Raw genomic sequence first — 15,343 nt, forward strand, 5'->3', positions numbered from 1 at the left:
AACGGCTTAAAACGAAAAAAACCTTCTACAAAGCATAGAAGGATTGTTTTTTATGTTTCGATTTTCATCTCATCCCTCTGTCCTTGTCCATTTATGGATCTAGGCAGATTAAATTATGGTTCATGCACTTTAAAATAAATTGGTGCAGTTCATTAAGATACTGCCCGACAAAAGCATTATAACAAAACCTATTTAGGATGACTATGGGCAATTTACGTTTCCATTAAAATATCCGCAGAATAGATAGAATGGACGACACCTTCCTCATCTTCCAAAAGCAAAACACCATCGTCTGTAATTCCTTTTGCAAGACCAAAAACACTTCCATTTAACGTATTTGCCGTTACCTTGTTCCCTAAACTAATCGAGTAGCTTTCCCATAATAATTTAATAGGATAAAAGCCTTTTTCTAAGTAAAGCAAATATAATTTTTCTATTTGCTTCATAATTTCTTGAATAATCTTTGCTCGATCCCAGCTTTTATTTGTTTCAAGGTAAATAGAAGTAGCACTCGCCTTCAGTTCTTCCGGAAAATCTTCAAGCTGCTGATTAACATTAATCCCAATCCCAATAATTAATGAGTGGATTCGATCGCTATCTGCTTGCATTTCTGTTAATATTCCCGTTAATTTTTTACCGTTCACTAATAAATCATTCGGCCATTTAATATCTGCTTGTACTCCAGTAGCTTCCTGAATCCCCTGTACAACCGCAACAGCTGTAAGCAACGTTAACTGCGGCGTTTTCATTATAGGAATAGAGGGCTTTAGAATAAGGCTCATCCATATTCCTTTATATTTAGGAGATTGCCATTTTCTTTCTAATCGGCCTCTCCCACCTAGCTGCTCTTCTGCTACAACTAACGTACCTTCTGCTGCGCCTTCTAAAGCAAGCTTTTGCGCGATGTTTTGGGTAGATTCAACCGTTTCTTCAAAATGAATATTTCTGCCAATAAATGAAGTATTTAATCCAAATAAAATATTATCTGGCACAATTTTCTCTGGTGAGCTAATAATACGATAGCCTTTTTTACGAACAGCTTCTAAGATAAAACCATCTTGTCTTAGTGCTTCGATATGCTTCCAAATTGCTGTACGGGAACACCCTAAAAGGTCAGCAAGCGATTCACCAGATACATACTGATTCGGGTTATTGGTAAAAGCTTCAATTAATCCTTTTCTTATATCTGATGACATTCTATTAGCCACTCCTTAATTAATTGCTTATCATTGGGAATTATCCGTTCCACTACCTTTGTTTCAACAAGGGAAAGTATTTCTTTTATCCACGGTCCAGCTTGTTTATTCGTCCAGTGTAAAAGATCGTTCCCACCAATCACAAGCTCTTCCTTTGATTTAATCGGTAGCTTTATATACTGCTCTTCTAATGTAGAGATTATTGGATTATTTTCCTGATTCCAAAGAAGCTGATATACTTTCTCCGCACTAATTGCCACTGATAACGTAGCAAAATAAAGCATTTGATCAGACCAACATGTTGCTTTTTCTCTTTCTAATATCCAATAGATTATTTTTTGGGTATTCTTTATTTGCTTAACCGATAGCTTCCAAGACCGCAAGAATACTTCGATATGCTGTTTATCCTTGATTCCAATACACAATAGCAGCACTATCCATTTTTCGGTTAATGTAAGCTTAAATAGCGGTATTTCCGCTAGCTTAGAAATTCCTTTTTCAGCAGATTCGAGCATTGGTAAATATAAATGCATTTTTGTTGCCAGTAAAATAACGAGCGCATCTGAACACCATTGCCCTTGTAAAAGTTTTTCAAATTCCATTGTAACTCTCTCTACTGCTATTTTAGAAAGAAGATGCTTATTGTCGACAATACCTTTTAAGGTCTCGTCCTCTAACTGAAAGCCCAAGGTACTCACAAAGCGAATCCCTCGCATGATTCTTAAAGCATCCTCCTGAAAGCGTTCATTTGGATTACCAACTGTTTTAATTTCTTTTTTGCTTAAAGCATTTTGACTTTGAAAATAATCAATAATGTGACCTTTTTTATCCATTGCCATTGCATTTATCGTAAAATCTCGACGCATTAAGTCCTCTTTTAATTCCCGTACAAAAAATACTTGTTCTGGTCTTCGATAATCTACATAGGTTGATTCTGTTCGAAAGGTTGTTATTTCATATGTATAATGGTTCCAAACCACCATTACTGTTCCGTGAGCAATGCCAACATCTATGGTATGAGGAAATATAGCTTTGACTTCTTCCGGTGTTGCTGAGGTAGCAATGTCTATATCATTAATTGGTTTTTCTAATAAATAATCTCGAACTGCGCCTCCAACAAAATATGCTTCGAAACCCGCATCCTCCATTTTTTCGAGAATGGGAATTGCATCTTTAAAAGCCTTGATCATTCGTTCCACCAGTTTCTAAGATTGATTTGTAAATCTCCTCATATTGATCAACAATAATATCTGCTCGGAAATAATCTTGTACTCTCGAAATGGAGTTTTGCGAGAATTGAGCATGCTTCTTATCATCTGTTAAAAGATTTACTGAGTGTTTAGCAATATCATCTACATCACCAAGTTCGCAAATATAGCCAGTCTCATTTGGAACGATTACTTCTGGAATACCACCGACATTTGTACCTATAACCGGTACTCCACATGCCATCGCCTCTAAAGCTACAAGACCGAAACTTTCTTTTTCCGAAAGAAGCAGCATTAAATCACTTAAAGAATAGAGTTCCTCAAGATTTTCTTGTTTTCCAAGAAACAGTACTTTCTCCTTTAATTGAAGTTCATCCACTAATTTCGTTACTTTAGACATTTCAGGACCATCTCCTACAAGCAGTAGTCTTGATGGAATATGATCAGCTATTCGTTTAAATGCTTTTACAACATCCGTTACCCTTTTCACAGCTCTAAAATTAGATACGTGTATAACAACCTTTTCATCATTTAATATAGCAAATTCCTTTTTCAAATGGCTTGCGTCTACCTTTCGATACACTCTTTCGTCAATGAAATTATAAACAGGAATTATTTCTTTATTTGGTTCAATTACTTCATGTGTCTGAGCTATTAAAGAATTCGAAACAGCTGTTACTAGGTCTGATTTTTCAATCCCGAATCGAATGCCTGATGCCAGAGACGGATCATACCCTAATACTGTTATATCTGTGCCATGTAGCGTTGTTACTATCTTTACATCCCTATTACTCATTTGTTTCGCCAAAATAGCACAAACAGCGTGAGGAATTGCATAGTGAACATGAAGCAAGTCTAATTCTTCTCGATTAATTACTTCTGCCATTTTACTACTTAGTGCTAAATCATATGGTGGATATTGAAAAACCGCATATTGATTCACTTCTACTTGATGATAATAAATATTAGGATACATTTTATTTAATCGAAAAGGAATGCTTGAGGAGATAAAGTGAATTTCATGTCCTCTTTCCGCTAGCATCTTCCCTAATTCTGTTGCAATTACACCTGAACCACCCACAGTTGGATAGCAGGTAATGCCAATTTTTAATTTTTTCATATGTCTCCACCTAATAAATCTTGATTTAATAATATTGGCTTGGATTTTATAAAGCCTTCCGCATAAAGGACGCCAACTTCTTTTCCAAAAAGTTTTTCTCTCGCTTCGATTGTATCAATATAGCCATTTGTTAACGGGGTGTCTACACTGTCTTCCGCTTTTACAAATTGACTTTGATAACAATTTAAACTGGCTTCTTTTCGCTTCATAAAATCACTTGTATCAATGACAAAATCTGGTTTATGAAAACCATTTATCATGTAATAGTATACATTTTGAACCTTATGTGGCTCTGTGTTATTAGCATGATAATTTCGAATACCTGCTGAAAAGACGGCTTCTTTCACGATTTTTGTACAGTTCCCATGATCAGGATGTCTATCTTCCCAATAAGGGGAGAAAACTAACTTTGGTTTGTATGATCGAATTACCGCTACAACCTTTTGAATAGCTTGCTCCTCCACATATAACCCTCTATCAGGAAATTGTAATGTTATTCTATCGACAATTCCCAATACTCGACCTGCCTCTTTAGCTTCTTGTTTACGCCTTGCAACCGTTCCATTTGAGGAAAGATTACTTTCTGTCAAATCACAAATGACTATTTTTTTTCCTAATGCAGCATATTTAGCTATTGTTGCACCCATGCCTATTTCAACATCATCAGCATGTGCGCCAAAAGCAAGTATATCTATATTATTCACCTTCGAGTTTTTCTGTAAGTTTTTTCGCCACAGGTTCTGTCTTTCCATGAACTATTTTTCTCCAATCTATATCGCCTTGCTCTAGTCCTCTAATTAATACTTCTCCGGTTCCCATATTTGTTGCGAGAGGAACAGAATAAACATCACATAAGCGGATTAATGCTGTAACATCTGGTTCATGAGGCTGTGCTGTTAACGGATCTCTAAAGAAAAACACCATATCCATATCATTATTGGCAATGTACGAGCCTATTTCTTGATCTCCACCGAGCGGTCCTGAATGAAAACGATGCACATCTAGTCCTGTTGCTTCTTGAATTCTTGCACCTGTTGTTCCTGTTGCATACAAAGTATGCTTTGCAAATATCTTTTTATATGCAACAACAAAAGCTACCATATCCTTTTTCTTTTTATCATGAGCAATTAATGCAATGTTCATCCTTATTCACTCCTACTCCATAATATTTTCTAAGCCATATATCAATACATTAACTTTTAATACCTCTTCTACTGCAAATTTAACTCCTGACATAAATGATGTACGATTATAGGAATCATGTCTAATTGTTAAAGATTCTCCTTCTGCTCCGAACATTACTTGTTGATGAGCAATTAAACCTGGTAACCTAGTAGAATGGATTCGCATACCATCAAAGTCAGCTCCTCTTGCACCTTGAATTGTTTCCTTTTCTTCGGGATGACCTTGTTTTTTGCTTTCTCGTACTTCTGCAATAAGTTCTGCCGTTTTTACAGCGGTTCCTGATGGAGCATCTAGCTTTTGGTCATGGTGCATTTCCATAATCTCAACATCAGCAAAATATCGTGCTGCCATTTGAGAAAATTTCATCATTAAAACCGCACCCAACGCAAAGTTTGGAGCGATGATACAACCTCGGTCCATCTCTTCACACAAGCTTTCTAATTCAGCTAAATTTTCTTTCGTAAAGCCTGTTGTTCCCACTACAGGTCTCACTCCATAGCTTAAAGCTGTTTTCGCATGATGCATACCAAATTCAGGTGTTGTCAAATCAATCAGTACATCTGGCTTTTCTGTTTTTAAGCAAGCTTCAATGTCAGTATAAATTGGGACATCATAAGACGAAAAGCCTTCCAACTCTTTTAAGCTTTTCCCTTCCTTTTTATGATCTAAAACAGCCACAAGCTCAAATTGCTCCGTTCTTCCCATTAAATAAACGGCTTCTTTTCCCATTCTGCCTCTTGGTCCCGCTATTACGATTTTTACTTTATTCAATGTATGATCTCCTATCTATTATGAATTTTCTTTAGTCTTTTCTTGTCCATCGGTCTTTATCACGTGTATTAAATTTATGCATGACGCGATTATGCGCTTCCTCCAAATCAATATTTAGAGAATTCGCAAGACAAGTCAATACGAACAGCATATCACCTATCTCGTCGGTAATTTCCTTTTCCGTTTCTGTTTCTTTTTTTGGCTTCTCTCCATAATAATGATTTACTTCTCGAGCTAATTCCCCTAACTCTTCAGTAAGACGAGCAAGCATCGCTAACGGACTAAAATAGCCTTCTTTAAATTGTCCAATGTATTCATCTACTTCTCTTTGTATATCTTGAACTGTTTTTTCTTGTTTCAATATAGACACCTCTTACATCAATAAGTAATCTTATCCAATTCCATGTTAGCTAATCTACACCATTTTTACAAATATTTTTAACGAAGAATCGACTAGATTTAACAATTGCCACAACTTTTTTTCGTTATTCTCAGCCGTTTTCCTCCGATATTACTTCCTCGATTGCCCATCTGCATGTGATTCGATATAATGGATACGCTAATAGCAATGTAATCTGTACATAGAGAAAGTAGGCTGAGTTCATGTTTAAAGGTATTAAAATTAAAAATGTCTTATTTATTCTATTAGGATCTGCCATTTTTTCCTTTGGAATTGTTCATTTTAATATGCAAAATAATCTAGCTGAAGGTGGTTTCACCGGTATAACCCTTCTATTATACGCATTATGGAATTGGGATCCTTCCATTACCAACCTACTACTTAATATTCCCTTATTTCTGATCGGGTGGAAGCTATTAGGGAAGAATGTGTTTATTTATACCATAATTGGAACCGTAGCTGTTTCTATTTTTCTGTGGTTTTTCCAGCTTCCAAGAATCCAGTTAGATATACCGCTCACTGAAGATTTAACATTAGCTGCATTGTTTGCAGGAACATTTATAGGTGTAGGATTAGGAATAATCTTTCGTTATGGTGGTACAACAGGTGGAGTAGATATTATCGCTAGATTAGGCTTTAAATATTATGGCTGGAGCATGGGAAAAACAATGTTCGTGTTCGACTTCTGTGTCATTGCCCTTTCCCTTTTGACCTATTTATCATACAGAGAAGCGATGTATACATTAGTAGCCGTTTTTGTTGGGACAAGGGTTATTGATTTTCTTCAAGAAGGGGCATATGCTGCAAGAGGAGCAATGATTATTTCTGACTTAAATACAGAAATCGCCAATAAAATTATGAGTGAGATGGACCGTGGTGTGACCGTATTAAAAGGACATGGGTCTTTTACAAAGCAAGATCGAGAAGTACTATATTGTGTCGTAGCGAAAACAGAAATTGTTCGCTTAAAAAGTATCATCACAAGCATCGATCCACACGCATTTGTTTCCGTTAGTGTCGTTCATGACGTAATGGGAGAAGGCTTTACTTTGGATGAATATAAACAGCCTCTCGAGAAATAAACCCTAAAAAAATGTATTTCCTCTTTCGCATTTCTTTTCTAAGATTATGCAATAGGAAATACATTTTTTTAAATAGAGCTTATACGTTAAAACATGAATCAGTTATTATCAGCTTTAAAATAAGGCTTACTTTAAAGTAGAATGAATTTCACTAACTCGTTTATCACTTGGTAGCAAATAGGTTAATATTCCAAGTAAAGGCAGCATGCTACAAATAATCATGATTACCTGTAAACTAAATGCATCTCCTATAACACCAAAGATTACTCCACCAAGTGCCCCCATTCCAAATGCCAACCCTACAATTAAACCAGACACAAGACCAATCATTCCCGGAAGAAGCTCTTGAGCATAAACAACAGTCACACTAAAGCTGGACTGTAAAATAAATCCGATAATAAATAACAAAGGTCCAATTAGCCAAAATGGCATATGAGGTAGAAGTAAAGCGAATGGTGCAGAACCAACTAAAGAGAATAAAAGAATAGTTCTTTTCCCAAAACGATCAGCCAATGGCCCCCCAAGAAAAGTTCCTATTACACCAGCAAGTAAAAATACAAATACAAATATTTGGGCATTTTCAATACTTAGACCAAATTTATCAATTAAATAAAAATGGAGAAAATTACTGATCCCTGCCCCATACCAGGAGCGAGCAAATACTAGAAAAATTAATAAACATATCGCAACAATGATTTCTTTATTCACTACAAATTCGCGCTTAGCTTGTTGTTTCTTTTGTGGATTTCTACTATAAAGCTCTTTCTTATACCAAGTCGAAACTTGAAACAAAACGATCATGCCTAGAGTCGCTAAAATGGTAAACCAAATTGTTCCGAATTGCCCTGTACGTACAAAGATAAAAGCTGTAAATACTGGAGCTAAAGACTGCCCCGCATTACCACCTACTTGATAAATGGATTGTGCAAGCCCTCTTTTCGGTCCAGCTGCCATATAAGAAACACGTGAACCTTCTGGATGAAAAATCGCTGAGCCAAATCCGATAAATAAAACTGATAATAAGACCAGATAAAAATTAGGTGCAAGCGACAGGCCAAGCATCCCGATTAAGCTTGAAAACATCGCAATCGGCAATAAATAAGGTGCAGGCTTTTTATCTGCAAGCACACCAAATACCGGCTGTAAAATAGATGAAGTAATATTCAGCGTAAAGGCAATCCATCCGATTTGAGTATAATTTAATTCCATCGACTTTTGGATAACCGGAAATAAAGCAGGTACAACAGATTGCATACAATCATTTAAGAAATGCCCCAAGCTTATCGCAAATAAGATCCGATAAACCGTCAACTCCTGTTGCTTTTTTCCTTGTGCATATTCAGCTGTTTGCAAATAAACCCTTCTTTCTAAAAGTTATTCAATTCTCCCCCCCTCTAAGACGTCAAGTAAACTCTCGACTCTTCCTTGGAAGAATTTCAGAATGGTAAGCTCCATTGTCTTAAAGGGCCTTCGTTCCACTAACCTTCAATGGAGCGTATGAGTTTAAACACCAATAACGGAAGTTTTCCTTTATGTAAATGGCATTGTCTATTATACACCTAAGTTTGTTTCGATTCTATATTTTTAGAAAAATCAAAATATAAAATAATTCAATAAAAAACGATGCAAAAGGATAATCCCTTTTCACATCGTTCTATTATATCTATTCGTCTCTTGACATACCTGTATAGATTAAAATTAAACGAACTAATTCGAGAACCGCCACTGCTGCTGCAGCCACATAGGTAAGAGCTGCTGCATCCAAAACTTTCTTCGTTTCTCTCTCTTCCTCGTTTCTAATAATCCCTAATGAAACTACCTGATCCATTGCACGGTTAGATGCATTAAATTCTACTGGAAGTGTAACAAACTGGAACAATACACCGGCAGCCATTAAAATGATACCTAATAAAAGCAATCCTGAAAGTTGTGTAAACATCCCAATCAGAATAAAAATCCAAGATGCGTTACTTCCAAAGCTAGCAACAGGTACTAATGCAGATCTAAAACGTAAGAATGAATATTCCTCTTGATCTTGCATCGCATGACCTACTTCGTGTGCTGCAATAGCTGCTGCAGCAACGGAATGACCATGATAATTATCAGTAGATAAGCGAACAACCTTAGAGCGGGGATCATAATGGTCAGATAATACCCCTCTCGTTTCTTCGACAGATACATCATACAGCCCATTAGAATCTAATATTCTTCTCGCTACCTCTCTACCGGACATTTGTGAGGAAGAAGCTACCTTTGAATATTTTTTATATGCGCTTTTCACCTTCATTTGTGCCCAAATAGGTATGAGAATTATTAGTATAAAATATATAAAAATCATGTTTTTCCCCCTATTTCATCTTGTAGTATATTTTTATTGTAAGCAGGAAAAACACCAAAGTCAAATATTATCCCTTTTTTGTCTCGCCTGCCTTTTCTCCGCTTTATCACCAAGGTATTTACGCCAACCTACATACGATAAAGTAAGGATAATGATACTTCCTGTTGAAATGATCACCCACCATAAGGAAGGATCTGCTTCATCTTCATATAATTGATTAAATACATCTTGTAACTCTGCTTCTAATTGCGTTACTTCTTCTTGATCCCCTTTTTGGTTAAAAACCTGCAAACGATACGTGTTCATAAATTCAACAAGGGAATTCAGTTCTTGAAATTGTGTTGTTGATACATCAAGCTTGAGACTGGGATAAATAATTTGATATAACGATAAAAAAGAATCTAGCTTCTCATTAAATCTTTCTTTATCCTCCGAAATAATTGCATCCTTCATTTCTCGATACGTAGTCATAACAGGCTCTTCCATCTGTGTCCACAACGGTTGTTCCCCTGACGAAACCGCATCAACCGCCAATCGAAATTTCGTAACAGAATTTATTCGTTCGTCATTATTTATCGATGAATTAGTTATTGCTTCTACTGCTTCATCATGTGTACCAGTTAAAATTCTCCGTTCATCAACTGTAAAAGGATTTCCATTTACCGTTACGGAAGTAAACTGATTCGAAAAATAATCGAGAATTTTTTTAGCATCCTCATACCGTTCTGAACGTACAAGCTGCAATACTTCATCTGAAAGTGTATCTAGTTCATCTAATTCTTTAGCAGGCGATTTTTGGTCTGCATATACAGAAAAAGAGATAGGCAAAAGTAAAATCAATATCATTAACAACATAACCAATTTAGCCCTCATTCTTGTCCCTCCTCTATCTACTATTAAAAATGTATGATGAGTTGGACAAGGTTAGACTATAAAAATAGGAATTCTAGTGAATCTTCCATAGTAATTAATTGCTTTTTTTATAGGCATAGTATGCAATGAATAGACTTAAAATACTTAGCCAAAAAGTAAAGTAACCGATATTTTCCATATATTGGTCTAACATACTATATCTAGGCATCATTTTAAACACATAGTCAATAACATCATTATGTAAAGTCCAAATAGCTACAAGCAGGATATGAATCCATTTAAAACGATAAAAAGGAATGTATAACAACCCTTGAATCGCCATAGCCCCATGTGAAAAAATGAGCATCCAAGAGTCTATCCCAATTGTTCCTGTTTCAAAATAAACAAGAAAATTCATAACTACTGCCCATATTCCATATTTAAATAATGTTACAAGTGCTAGTGCTTCCATTAATGGCCAATTCTTCTTCCATAAGAAAGCAATTAACACAAACACAAAAAAAAGGCTTGCTGTTGGACTATCAGGTACAAAGATCAGAAATTTCGTCGGTGTCTCTGCTAATTGAAACCTGTACCAATAATACCCATAAGCAGTTCCAAATATATTAATAAGGAGCAAAAGTCCTAAAAACGAGCGATTGCTTAATATCATATAAACACTTCTCACATCATTTTCCCCTTTTCTATACTTATTGTCCTATTTTATCATAGTTTATCAGGTATAGGTAAATCTCTATAAACATAAGTATTTCTACAAAAATAAATCCCGTAAAGTTTTAAGGCTTTACGGGAAAACAAAGTATTATTTATTTTGGAAGTACTTTAATTGATTTGTCAAAGTATTAAACATGGCTTTATCTCCATTATCTAATGCTTCATCAATTAAGTGGAGAAGTTTTTCTTTTTGAAATTTCTCTATACTACTTACTAAAAATTGTTCCGCAATCATTTTATCTTTTTCGGTTATTTGTAGCTTTTTCGGCATAAATGGATTTTCTACTAGTACAGCTGCATATTGATGAACTTGATTAGAAGCATAAAAATTCAGTTGAATGTAAATATCTTCATCTCTATTAAGTCGAATATCATGAAAAGACTTTTCTGCATCTGTAGTCATCACATTTTCTTTATAAAATCTAAAAGGTACTTCATCAACACAATGCGTGGACATTATTAACCCTCTTGGGCATTTTTCTGCGTTTTCAACAAAATGGACTTTTTCCATCAATTGATCATGACTCATTAAATAATTTAAAATCCAAACACATTCCCGTCTCTTCAATTGATAGTGATTCAAAAACCAACGAATGAAGTCTTTTTTTTCGTTGACAGATACAGGGGTTTTCATTTTGTAATTCCCTCCTCTGCTTGCAACAAATTTTTATTATCCAACCTGTTTTACCTGCATCGCTCCTAAAGGAAATGACAATTCTTAAAATGCTAATTAAGCCTTTAACTTTTTGTTTTGTTCTTTTCATAAAGCCTGTTGAATTCCATTGCGGGCAATAAGCTTTTTTAAACACCATTTCAAAGTACTTTCATCCAACTCATTACTCGTTATCTGTTAGGCGTTGCAAGATTTCAATATACTCTTCATTACTTGGGTCTGTTTGTAATAGCATATTAAAAATTTCGGCAGCATCCCTTCTTTTTCCTTCTTCTAAAAGAAAATATCCATAATCATATAGAAAATCTGGAAGTTCTTTAAAGAAAGTATATGCTAATTGATATTTGTTTAATGCCTCTGAATATTTTTCAATTCCATGAAATGCTTTAGCCGCATCCCAATTTAATTTAGGCTCTTCCATTTCTTGCTTATCCATCATCTCAATTAACTCTAAGACATCTTCAAATCGATCTTGAGTTAAGAATAATTTATTTAATAAAAGTACCGCTTCTGTAAATTCAGGATCTATTGCTAGCGCTTCTCTAAAATGCTCCTCAGCCTTTTGTTCGTCTCCACGTTTTAAAGCTAATTTCCCACCGTATAGGTATAAATCTTTATTATATTCATCTTGTTTTATTCCTTCTACAACAGTATTATACGCATCCTCAAGCATCTCTTCATGCTCATACGCTCGAGCCAAATACAAATAGAGGGAATGATAGGAAGAATCCAAAGCTTTTACCTCTTCAAATCGATTAATAGCAATCGTATATAAACCTGCCTGTGATGCCGTTAAAGCAAGATTAAAGAGTGTATTTATCTCTATTTTTTCCTCTAAAGCTTTTTCATAATAAGGAATAGCATCTTCGAAGGCACCACCCGCGCTTAAATTATCTGCGAGCCTTCCATTGATATTTACTCCTGCAATATTTTCCTCCATTGGCAATACCTTTTGATAGGATTTAATAGCATCTGCAATTTTGCCTTGTTCCGAATATAATTCCCCTAATGCAAAGTCAATAATAACTTCATCTGGCAGGATTTTTTTTGCTTCTCTTAATTTTTGTTCGCTAACCTCGTACAAACCGTCCATTTGGTATAGGTCAGCGAGTAGCAGCAATGATTGTGGGAAAGAAGGGTCTTTTGGATTGATTCGTTCTAAATAAGAAATTGCGATTTCCTCATTCCCTAATTCCATTTCCACTTCCGCAACAAGGACAAGTAATTCCCCTTCTTCCGGATATGCTTCCAATAATACTAAAAATAGATTTTTGGCTTCTTCCAAAAAACCTAGTTGAAATAGTTCCTCCCCTAGCACAAACCTTTCATCGTTATTTCCCGATTGCAAAATATCTTGATAATATTTTAACGCTTTCTCTTGTTGTCCTTCTTCTAATAAAGATATAATTTCATTAACTCTTTCCATATAATAATCCTCTCTAATCCCCTTCTATATTGTAAGGAAGGAAGGTACTTTTACTTCTAGTAATTCACCATACCCAGGACGATAAAACACCTTATCCCCTGCTCGAATACAGTTTCCTTTGTGTATAGTCATTTGTATTCTATCATAATGATAAAGAAACAAATCGTTTTCTTCAATATTTATGATTGATTCGTGGAAAGCAAATAAATTATACGTAACTTCTCCACCTTGATAAACATTTCCTTTAAATGGATAAACTCCCATTTTAACCAAATCAGGATAGGCTATAGGTGCTCCTTCCTGTAGTTCATGGGGAATAGAGGGTATTTTAACATCTCTCATTAAACTTGACCACATTTTTTCCGCCATTTTCTTTTCTTGTTCATTTTGCGATAAAAAAATCGGTACTAAAGGAGCATTATATGGAAAAAGAGCCTCTTTAATCCAGCCCCAAGCTATTTTATATAACGCTTTCACATCTTCGACTTCGATAAATAAAGCTGGGACTTTTTCTCTTTTGCACATTCGAACAAAACTGGGGGTTAATAATTTCAATGGTATTTTTACAGCTGTCACATAATCAATAGCACAATTTAACAATTGACTCCTGTTTTTCTTTAACTGCATTGCCAATTCCTTTTCTCTACTAACTTCCAAATAAAACAAAAAGGTTGTACACCCTTTTTTAATTAAGTTCTCTTCTATATAATTTCTTTGCTGTGTATTAAAGGCAATTTGCTTTACTTGATTATCAAGCATAACTGTGGTGGGAGTCATAATATAAGGAGAGCCATCCATTCGCATATATTGATAAGAGTGGAATTTATCTTTAATCAATTCTACGCGATTATCCTTAATTAATATAGATGTCTTTTTTAATCTTTGCCTCTTTAATAAATGTATATTTTCAATGATATATTGCATCCCAAATCACCACCTGTTCTTTTATGACAGGCTATGATGCAAAGCTAGCAAATATTCCTTTAATCAAGATTTTTAACGTTTTTCCTATATTAAAAAATCGTCGACAAACATAGCATGTTTATCGACGACATATATTATTATATAGATAATTTATTAAGATGCTCGAAGAAATCTGGATAGGACACCGCAATAGCATCCGCATTTTCTAGAATAATTTCTTCTTCACAAATCTGCGAAGCAATTGCAAGCATCATTCCGATACGATGATCTCCATGAGAATCTACTTTCGCTCCAGTAAGCTTCGTTCCTCCTGTGATAATCATTCCATCATCCGTCGCTTGAATATCTGCACCTAATTTTTTTAGCTCCGTCACTACAGTATCAATTCTATTGGTTTCCTTTACTTTCAATTCATGAGCATCTTTTATAACTGTAACGCCATCTGCTTGTGTTGCTAACAATGCAATAATTGGGATTTCATCAATTAATTTTGGGATTATCTCCCCTTCAATAATCGTCCCTTTAAGCTTACTTGTCATCACTTTAATTGTTCCTGTCGGTTCAAAAGCATCAGCTGCATCTTGTTGTACATCCATGCTTGCCCCCATGTTTTGTAAAACCTCCAATATTCCCGTTCTTGTTGGATTAAGCCCAACATTTCTTAAAGTAATGCTGCTGTTAGGAACAATACAACCAGCTACAAGAAAGAAGGCTGCAGATGATATATCCCCTGGAACATGTATTTCTGTTCCAGAAAGCTTCTGTCCACCTTCCAATTGAATCTCATTTTCTTGTCTACTAATTTTCCCGCCGAATCGCTGAATCATTCTTTCTGTGTGATCCCGAGTAGCTACTGGCTCAATAACCCTCGTGGTGCCATCTGCATTAAGACCAGCAAATAAAATAGCTGATTTTACTTGTGCACTTGCAACAGGCAATCGATAGGTAATACTTTGTAATTTCCCGCCACGAACGGATAAAGGAGTGTACTTTCCTTCTTCCCTTCCGTCAATTTTTGCACCCATTTCTCTTAGAGGAGTAACCACTCTTGTCATCGGGCGCTTTCCAATCGAGGAGTCACCAATTAACGTACTGTGAAAATGTAAACCTGCTAATATTCCCGTCAATAATCGAATCGTTGTACCTGAATTTCCAACATCCAAAATCTCGTTTGGTTCTTGTAATTTTGCCATTCCTTTTCCATGGATAACTACCTTTTCGTTATCTTGCTCTATTAATACACCTAACTTTCGAAAACAAGAGATTGTGCTTAAACAATCATCCCCCAAAAGAAAATTTGTAACGGTTGTCTTACCTATTGCGATAGAACCAAACATAATCGATCGATGAGAAATCGATTTATCACCTGGTACGGCAATTTCTCCTTTTAACCCATGTTTATTATTTTTTAGTGTTATTAATTCCAATAGATT

General features: G+C 35.3%; 16 protein-coding genes. 1 reads left to right on the plus strand and 15 read right to left on the minus strand.

What is annotated here, in order from left to right:
- Nucleotides 1-212: 212 nt before the first annotated feature.
- Genes NYE52_RS13275 through NYE52_RS13305 form a run of 7 tightly spaced genes read right to left on the minus strand, consistent with a single transcriptional unit; the run spans nucleotide 213 to nucleotide 5,841 of the window.
- Complete coding sequence (locus NYE52_RS13275) at nucleotides 213-1,196, minus strand: biotin--[acetyl-CoA-carboxylase] ligase (RefSeq protein ID WP_341193501.1); 984 nt, start codon at nucleotides 1,194-1,196, stop codon at nucleotides 213-215.
- Nucleotides 1,181-2,386: a CCA tRNA nucleotidyltransferase gene (locus NYE52_RS13280; protein WP_341193502.1), complete on the minus strand. Its 1,206-nt coding sequence runs from the start codon at nucleotides 2,384-2,386 to the stop codon at nucleotides 1,181-1,183. The genes NYE52_RS13275 and NYE52_RS13280 overlap by 16 nt, the downstream gene beginning before the upstream one ends.
- Entirely contained in the window at nucleotides 2,370-3,524 is a 1,155-nt protein-coding gene (gene bshA / locus NYE52_RS13285) for an N-acetyl-alpha-D-glucosaminyl L-malate synthase BshA (protein ID WP_341193503.1), read from the minus strand. The genes NYE52_RS13280 and bshA overlap by 17 nt, the downstream gene beginning before the upstream one ends.
- A complete protein-coding gene (bshB1, locus tag NYE52_RS13290) occupies nucleotides 3,521-4,276 on the minus strand; it encodes a bacillithiol biosynthesis deacetylase BshB1 (protein WP_341193504.1) in 756 nt (251 codons plus the stop codon). The genes bshA and bshB1 overlap by 4 nt, the downstream gene beginning before the upstream one ends.
- The gene (gene mgsA, locus NYE52_RS13295; protein WP_341193505.1) at nucleotides 4,221-4,667 is read right to left on the minus strand and encodes a methylglyoxal synthase; all 447 of its coding nucleotides are present in this window, start codon (nucleotides 4,665-4,667) and stop codon (nucleotides 4,221-4,223) included. Before mgsA ends, bshB1 begins: the two co-directional genes overlap by 56 nt.
- Nucleotides 4,668-4,679: 12 nt before the next feature.
- On the minus strand, nucleotides 4,680-5,480 hold the full coding sequence (gene dapB, locus NYE52_RS13300; RefSeq protein ID WP_341193506.1) for a 4-hydroxy-tetrahydrodipicolinate reductase: 801 nt from the start codon (nucleotides 5,478-5,480) through the stop codon (nucleotides 4,680-4,682).
- Between the two features lie 31 nt (nucleotides 5,481-5,511).
- Nucleotides 5,512-5,841 (minus strand): nucleotide pyrophosphohydrolase, encoded by a 330-nt coding sequence (locus NYE52_RS13305; protein WP_341193507.1) that lies wholly within the window; start codon nucleotides 5,839-5,841, stop codon nucleotides 5,512-5,514.
- Between the two features lie 242 nt (nucleotides 5,842-6,083).
- Between NYE52_RS13305 and NYE52_RS13310 the strand changes: the two genes are divergently transcribed.
- Complete coding sequence (locus NYE52_RS13310) at nucleotides 6,084-6,962, plus strand: YitT family protein (protein WP_341193508.1); 879 nt, start codon at nucleotides 6,084-6,086, stop codon at nucleotides 6,960-6,962.
- A 126-nt stretch (nucleotides 6,963-7,088) separates the two neighbouring features.
- Here NYE52_RS13310 and NYE52_RS13315 read toward each other — a convergent pair whose 3' ends face one another.
- From NYE52_RS13315 to aroA, 8 genes are all read right to left on the minus strand, one after another.
- A complete protein-coding gene (locus NYE52_RS13315; RefSeq protein WP_341193509.1) occupies nucleotides 7,089-8,315 on the minus strand; it encodes an MFS transporter in 1,227 nt (408 codons plus the stop codon).
- A 310-nt stretch (nucleotides 8,316-8,625) separates the two neighbouring features.
- On the minus strand, nucleotides 8,626-9,300 hold the full coding sequence (locus tag NYE52_RS13320; RefSeq protein ID WP_341193510.1) for a zinc metallopeptidase: 675 nt from the start codon (nucleotides 9,298-9,300) through the stop codon (nucleotides 8,626-8,628).
- Nucleotides 9,301-9,360: 60 nt separating this feature from the next.
- Nucleotides 9,361-10,173: a sporulation protein YpjB gene (gene ypjB / locus NYE52_RS13325; protein WP_341193511.1), complete on the minus strand. Its 813-nt coding sequence runs from the start codon at nucleotides 10,171-10,173 to the stop codon at nucleotides 9,361-9,363.
- 94 nt (nucleotides 10,174-10,267) lie between these two features.
- Nucleotides 10,268-10,840, minus strand: a complete 573-nt coding sequence (locus NYE52_RS13330; RefSeq protein WP_341193512.1) for a DUF1405 domain-containing protein — start codon at nucleotides 10,838-10,840, stop codon at nucleotides 10,268-10,270.
- A 135-nt stretch (nucleotides 10,841-10,975) separates the two neighbouring features.
- Complete coding sequence (locus NYE52_RS13335) at nucleotides 10,976-11,521, minus strand: ReoY family proteolytic degradation factor (RefSeq protein WP_341193513.1); 546 nt, start codon at nucleotides 11,519-11,521, stop codon at nucleotides 10,976-10,978.
- Between the two features lie 202 nt (nucleotides 11,522-11,723).
- On the minus strand, nucleotides 11,724-12,986 hold the full coding sequence (locus NYE52_RS13340) for a tetratricopeptide repeat protein (RefSeq protein ID WP_341193514.1): 1,263 nt from the start codon (nucleotides 12,984-12,986) through the stop codon (nucleotides 11,724-11,726).
- Nucleotides 12,987-13,010: 24 nt separating this feature from the next.
- A complete protein-coding gene (locus NYE52_RS13345) occupies nucleotides 13,011-13,910 on the minus strand; it encodes a hypothetical protein (RefSeq protein ID WP_341193515.1) in 900 nt (299 codons plus the stop codon).
- 137 nt (nucleotides 13,911-14,047) lie between these two features.
- Nucleotides 14,048-15,337: a 3-phosphoshikimate 1-carboxyvinyltransferase gene (gene aroA, locus NYE52_RS13350; protein WP_341193516.1), complete on the minus strand. Its 1,290-nt coding sequence runs from the start codon at nucleotides 15,335-15,337 to the stop codon at nucleotides 14,048-14,050.
- Between the last annotated feature and the right edge of the window lie 6 nt (nucleotides 15,338-15,343).

Source organism: Niallia sp. FSL W8-0635, assembly GCF_038007965.1.
GTDB lineage: Bacteria > Bacillota > Bacilli > Bacillales > Cytobacillaceae > Niallia.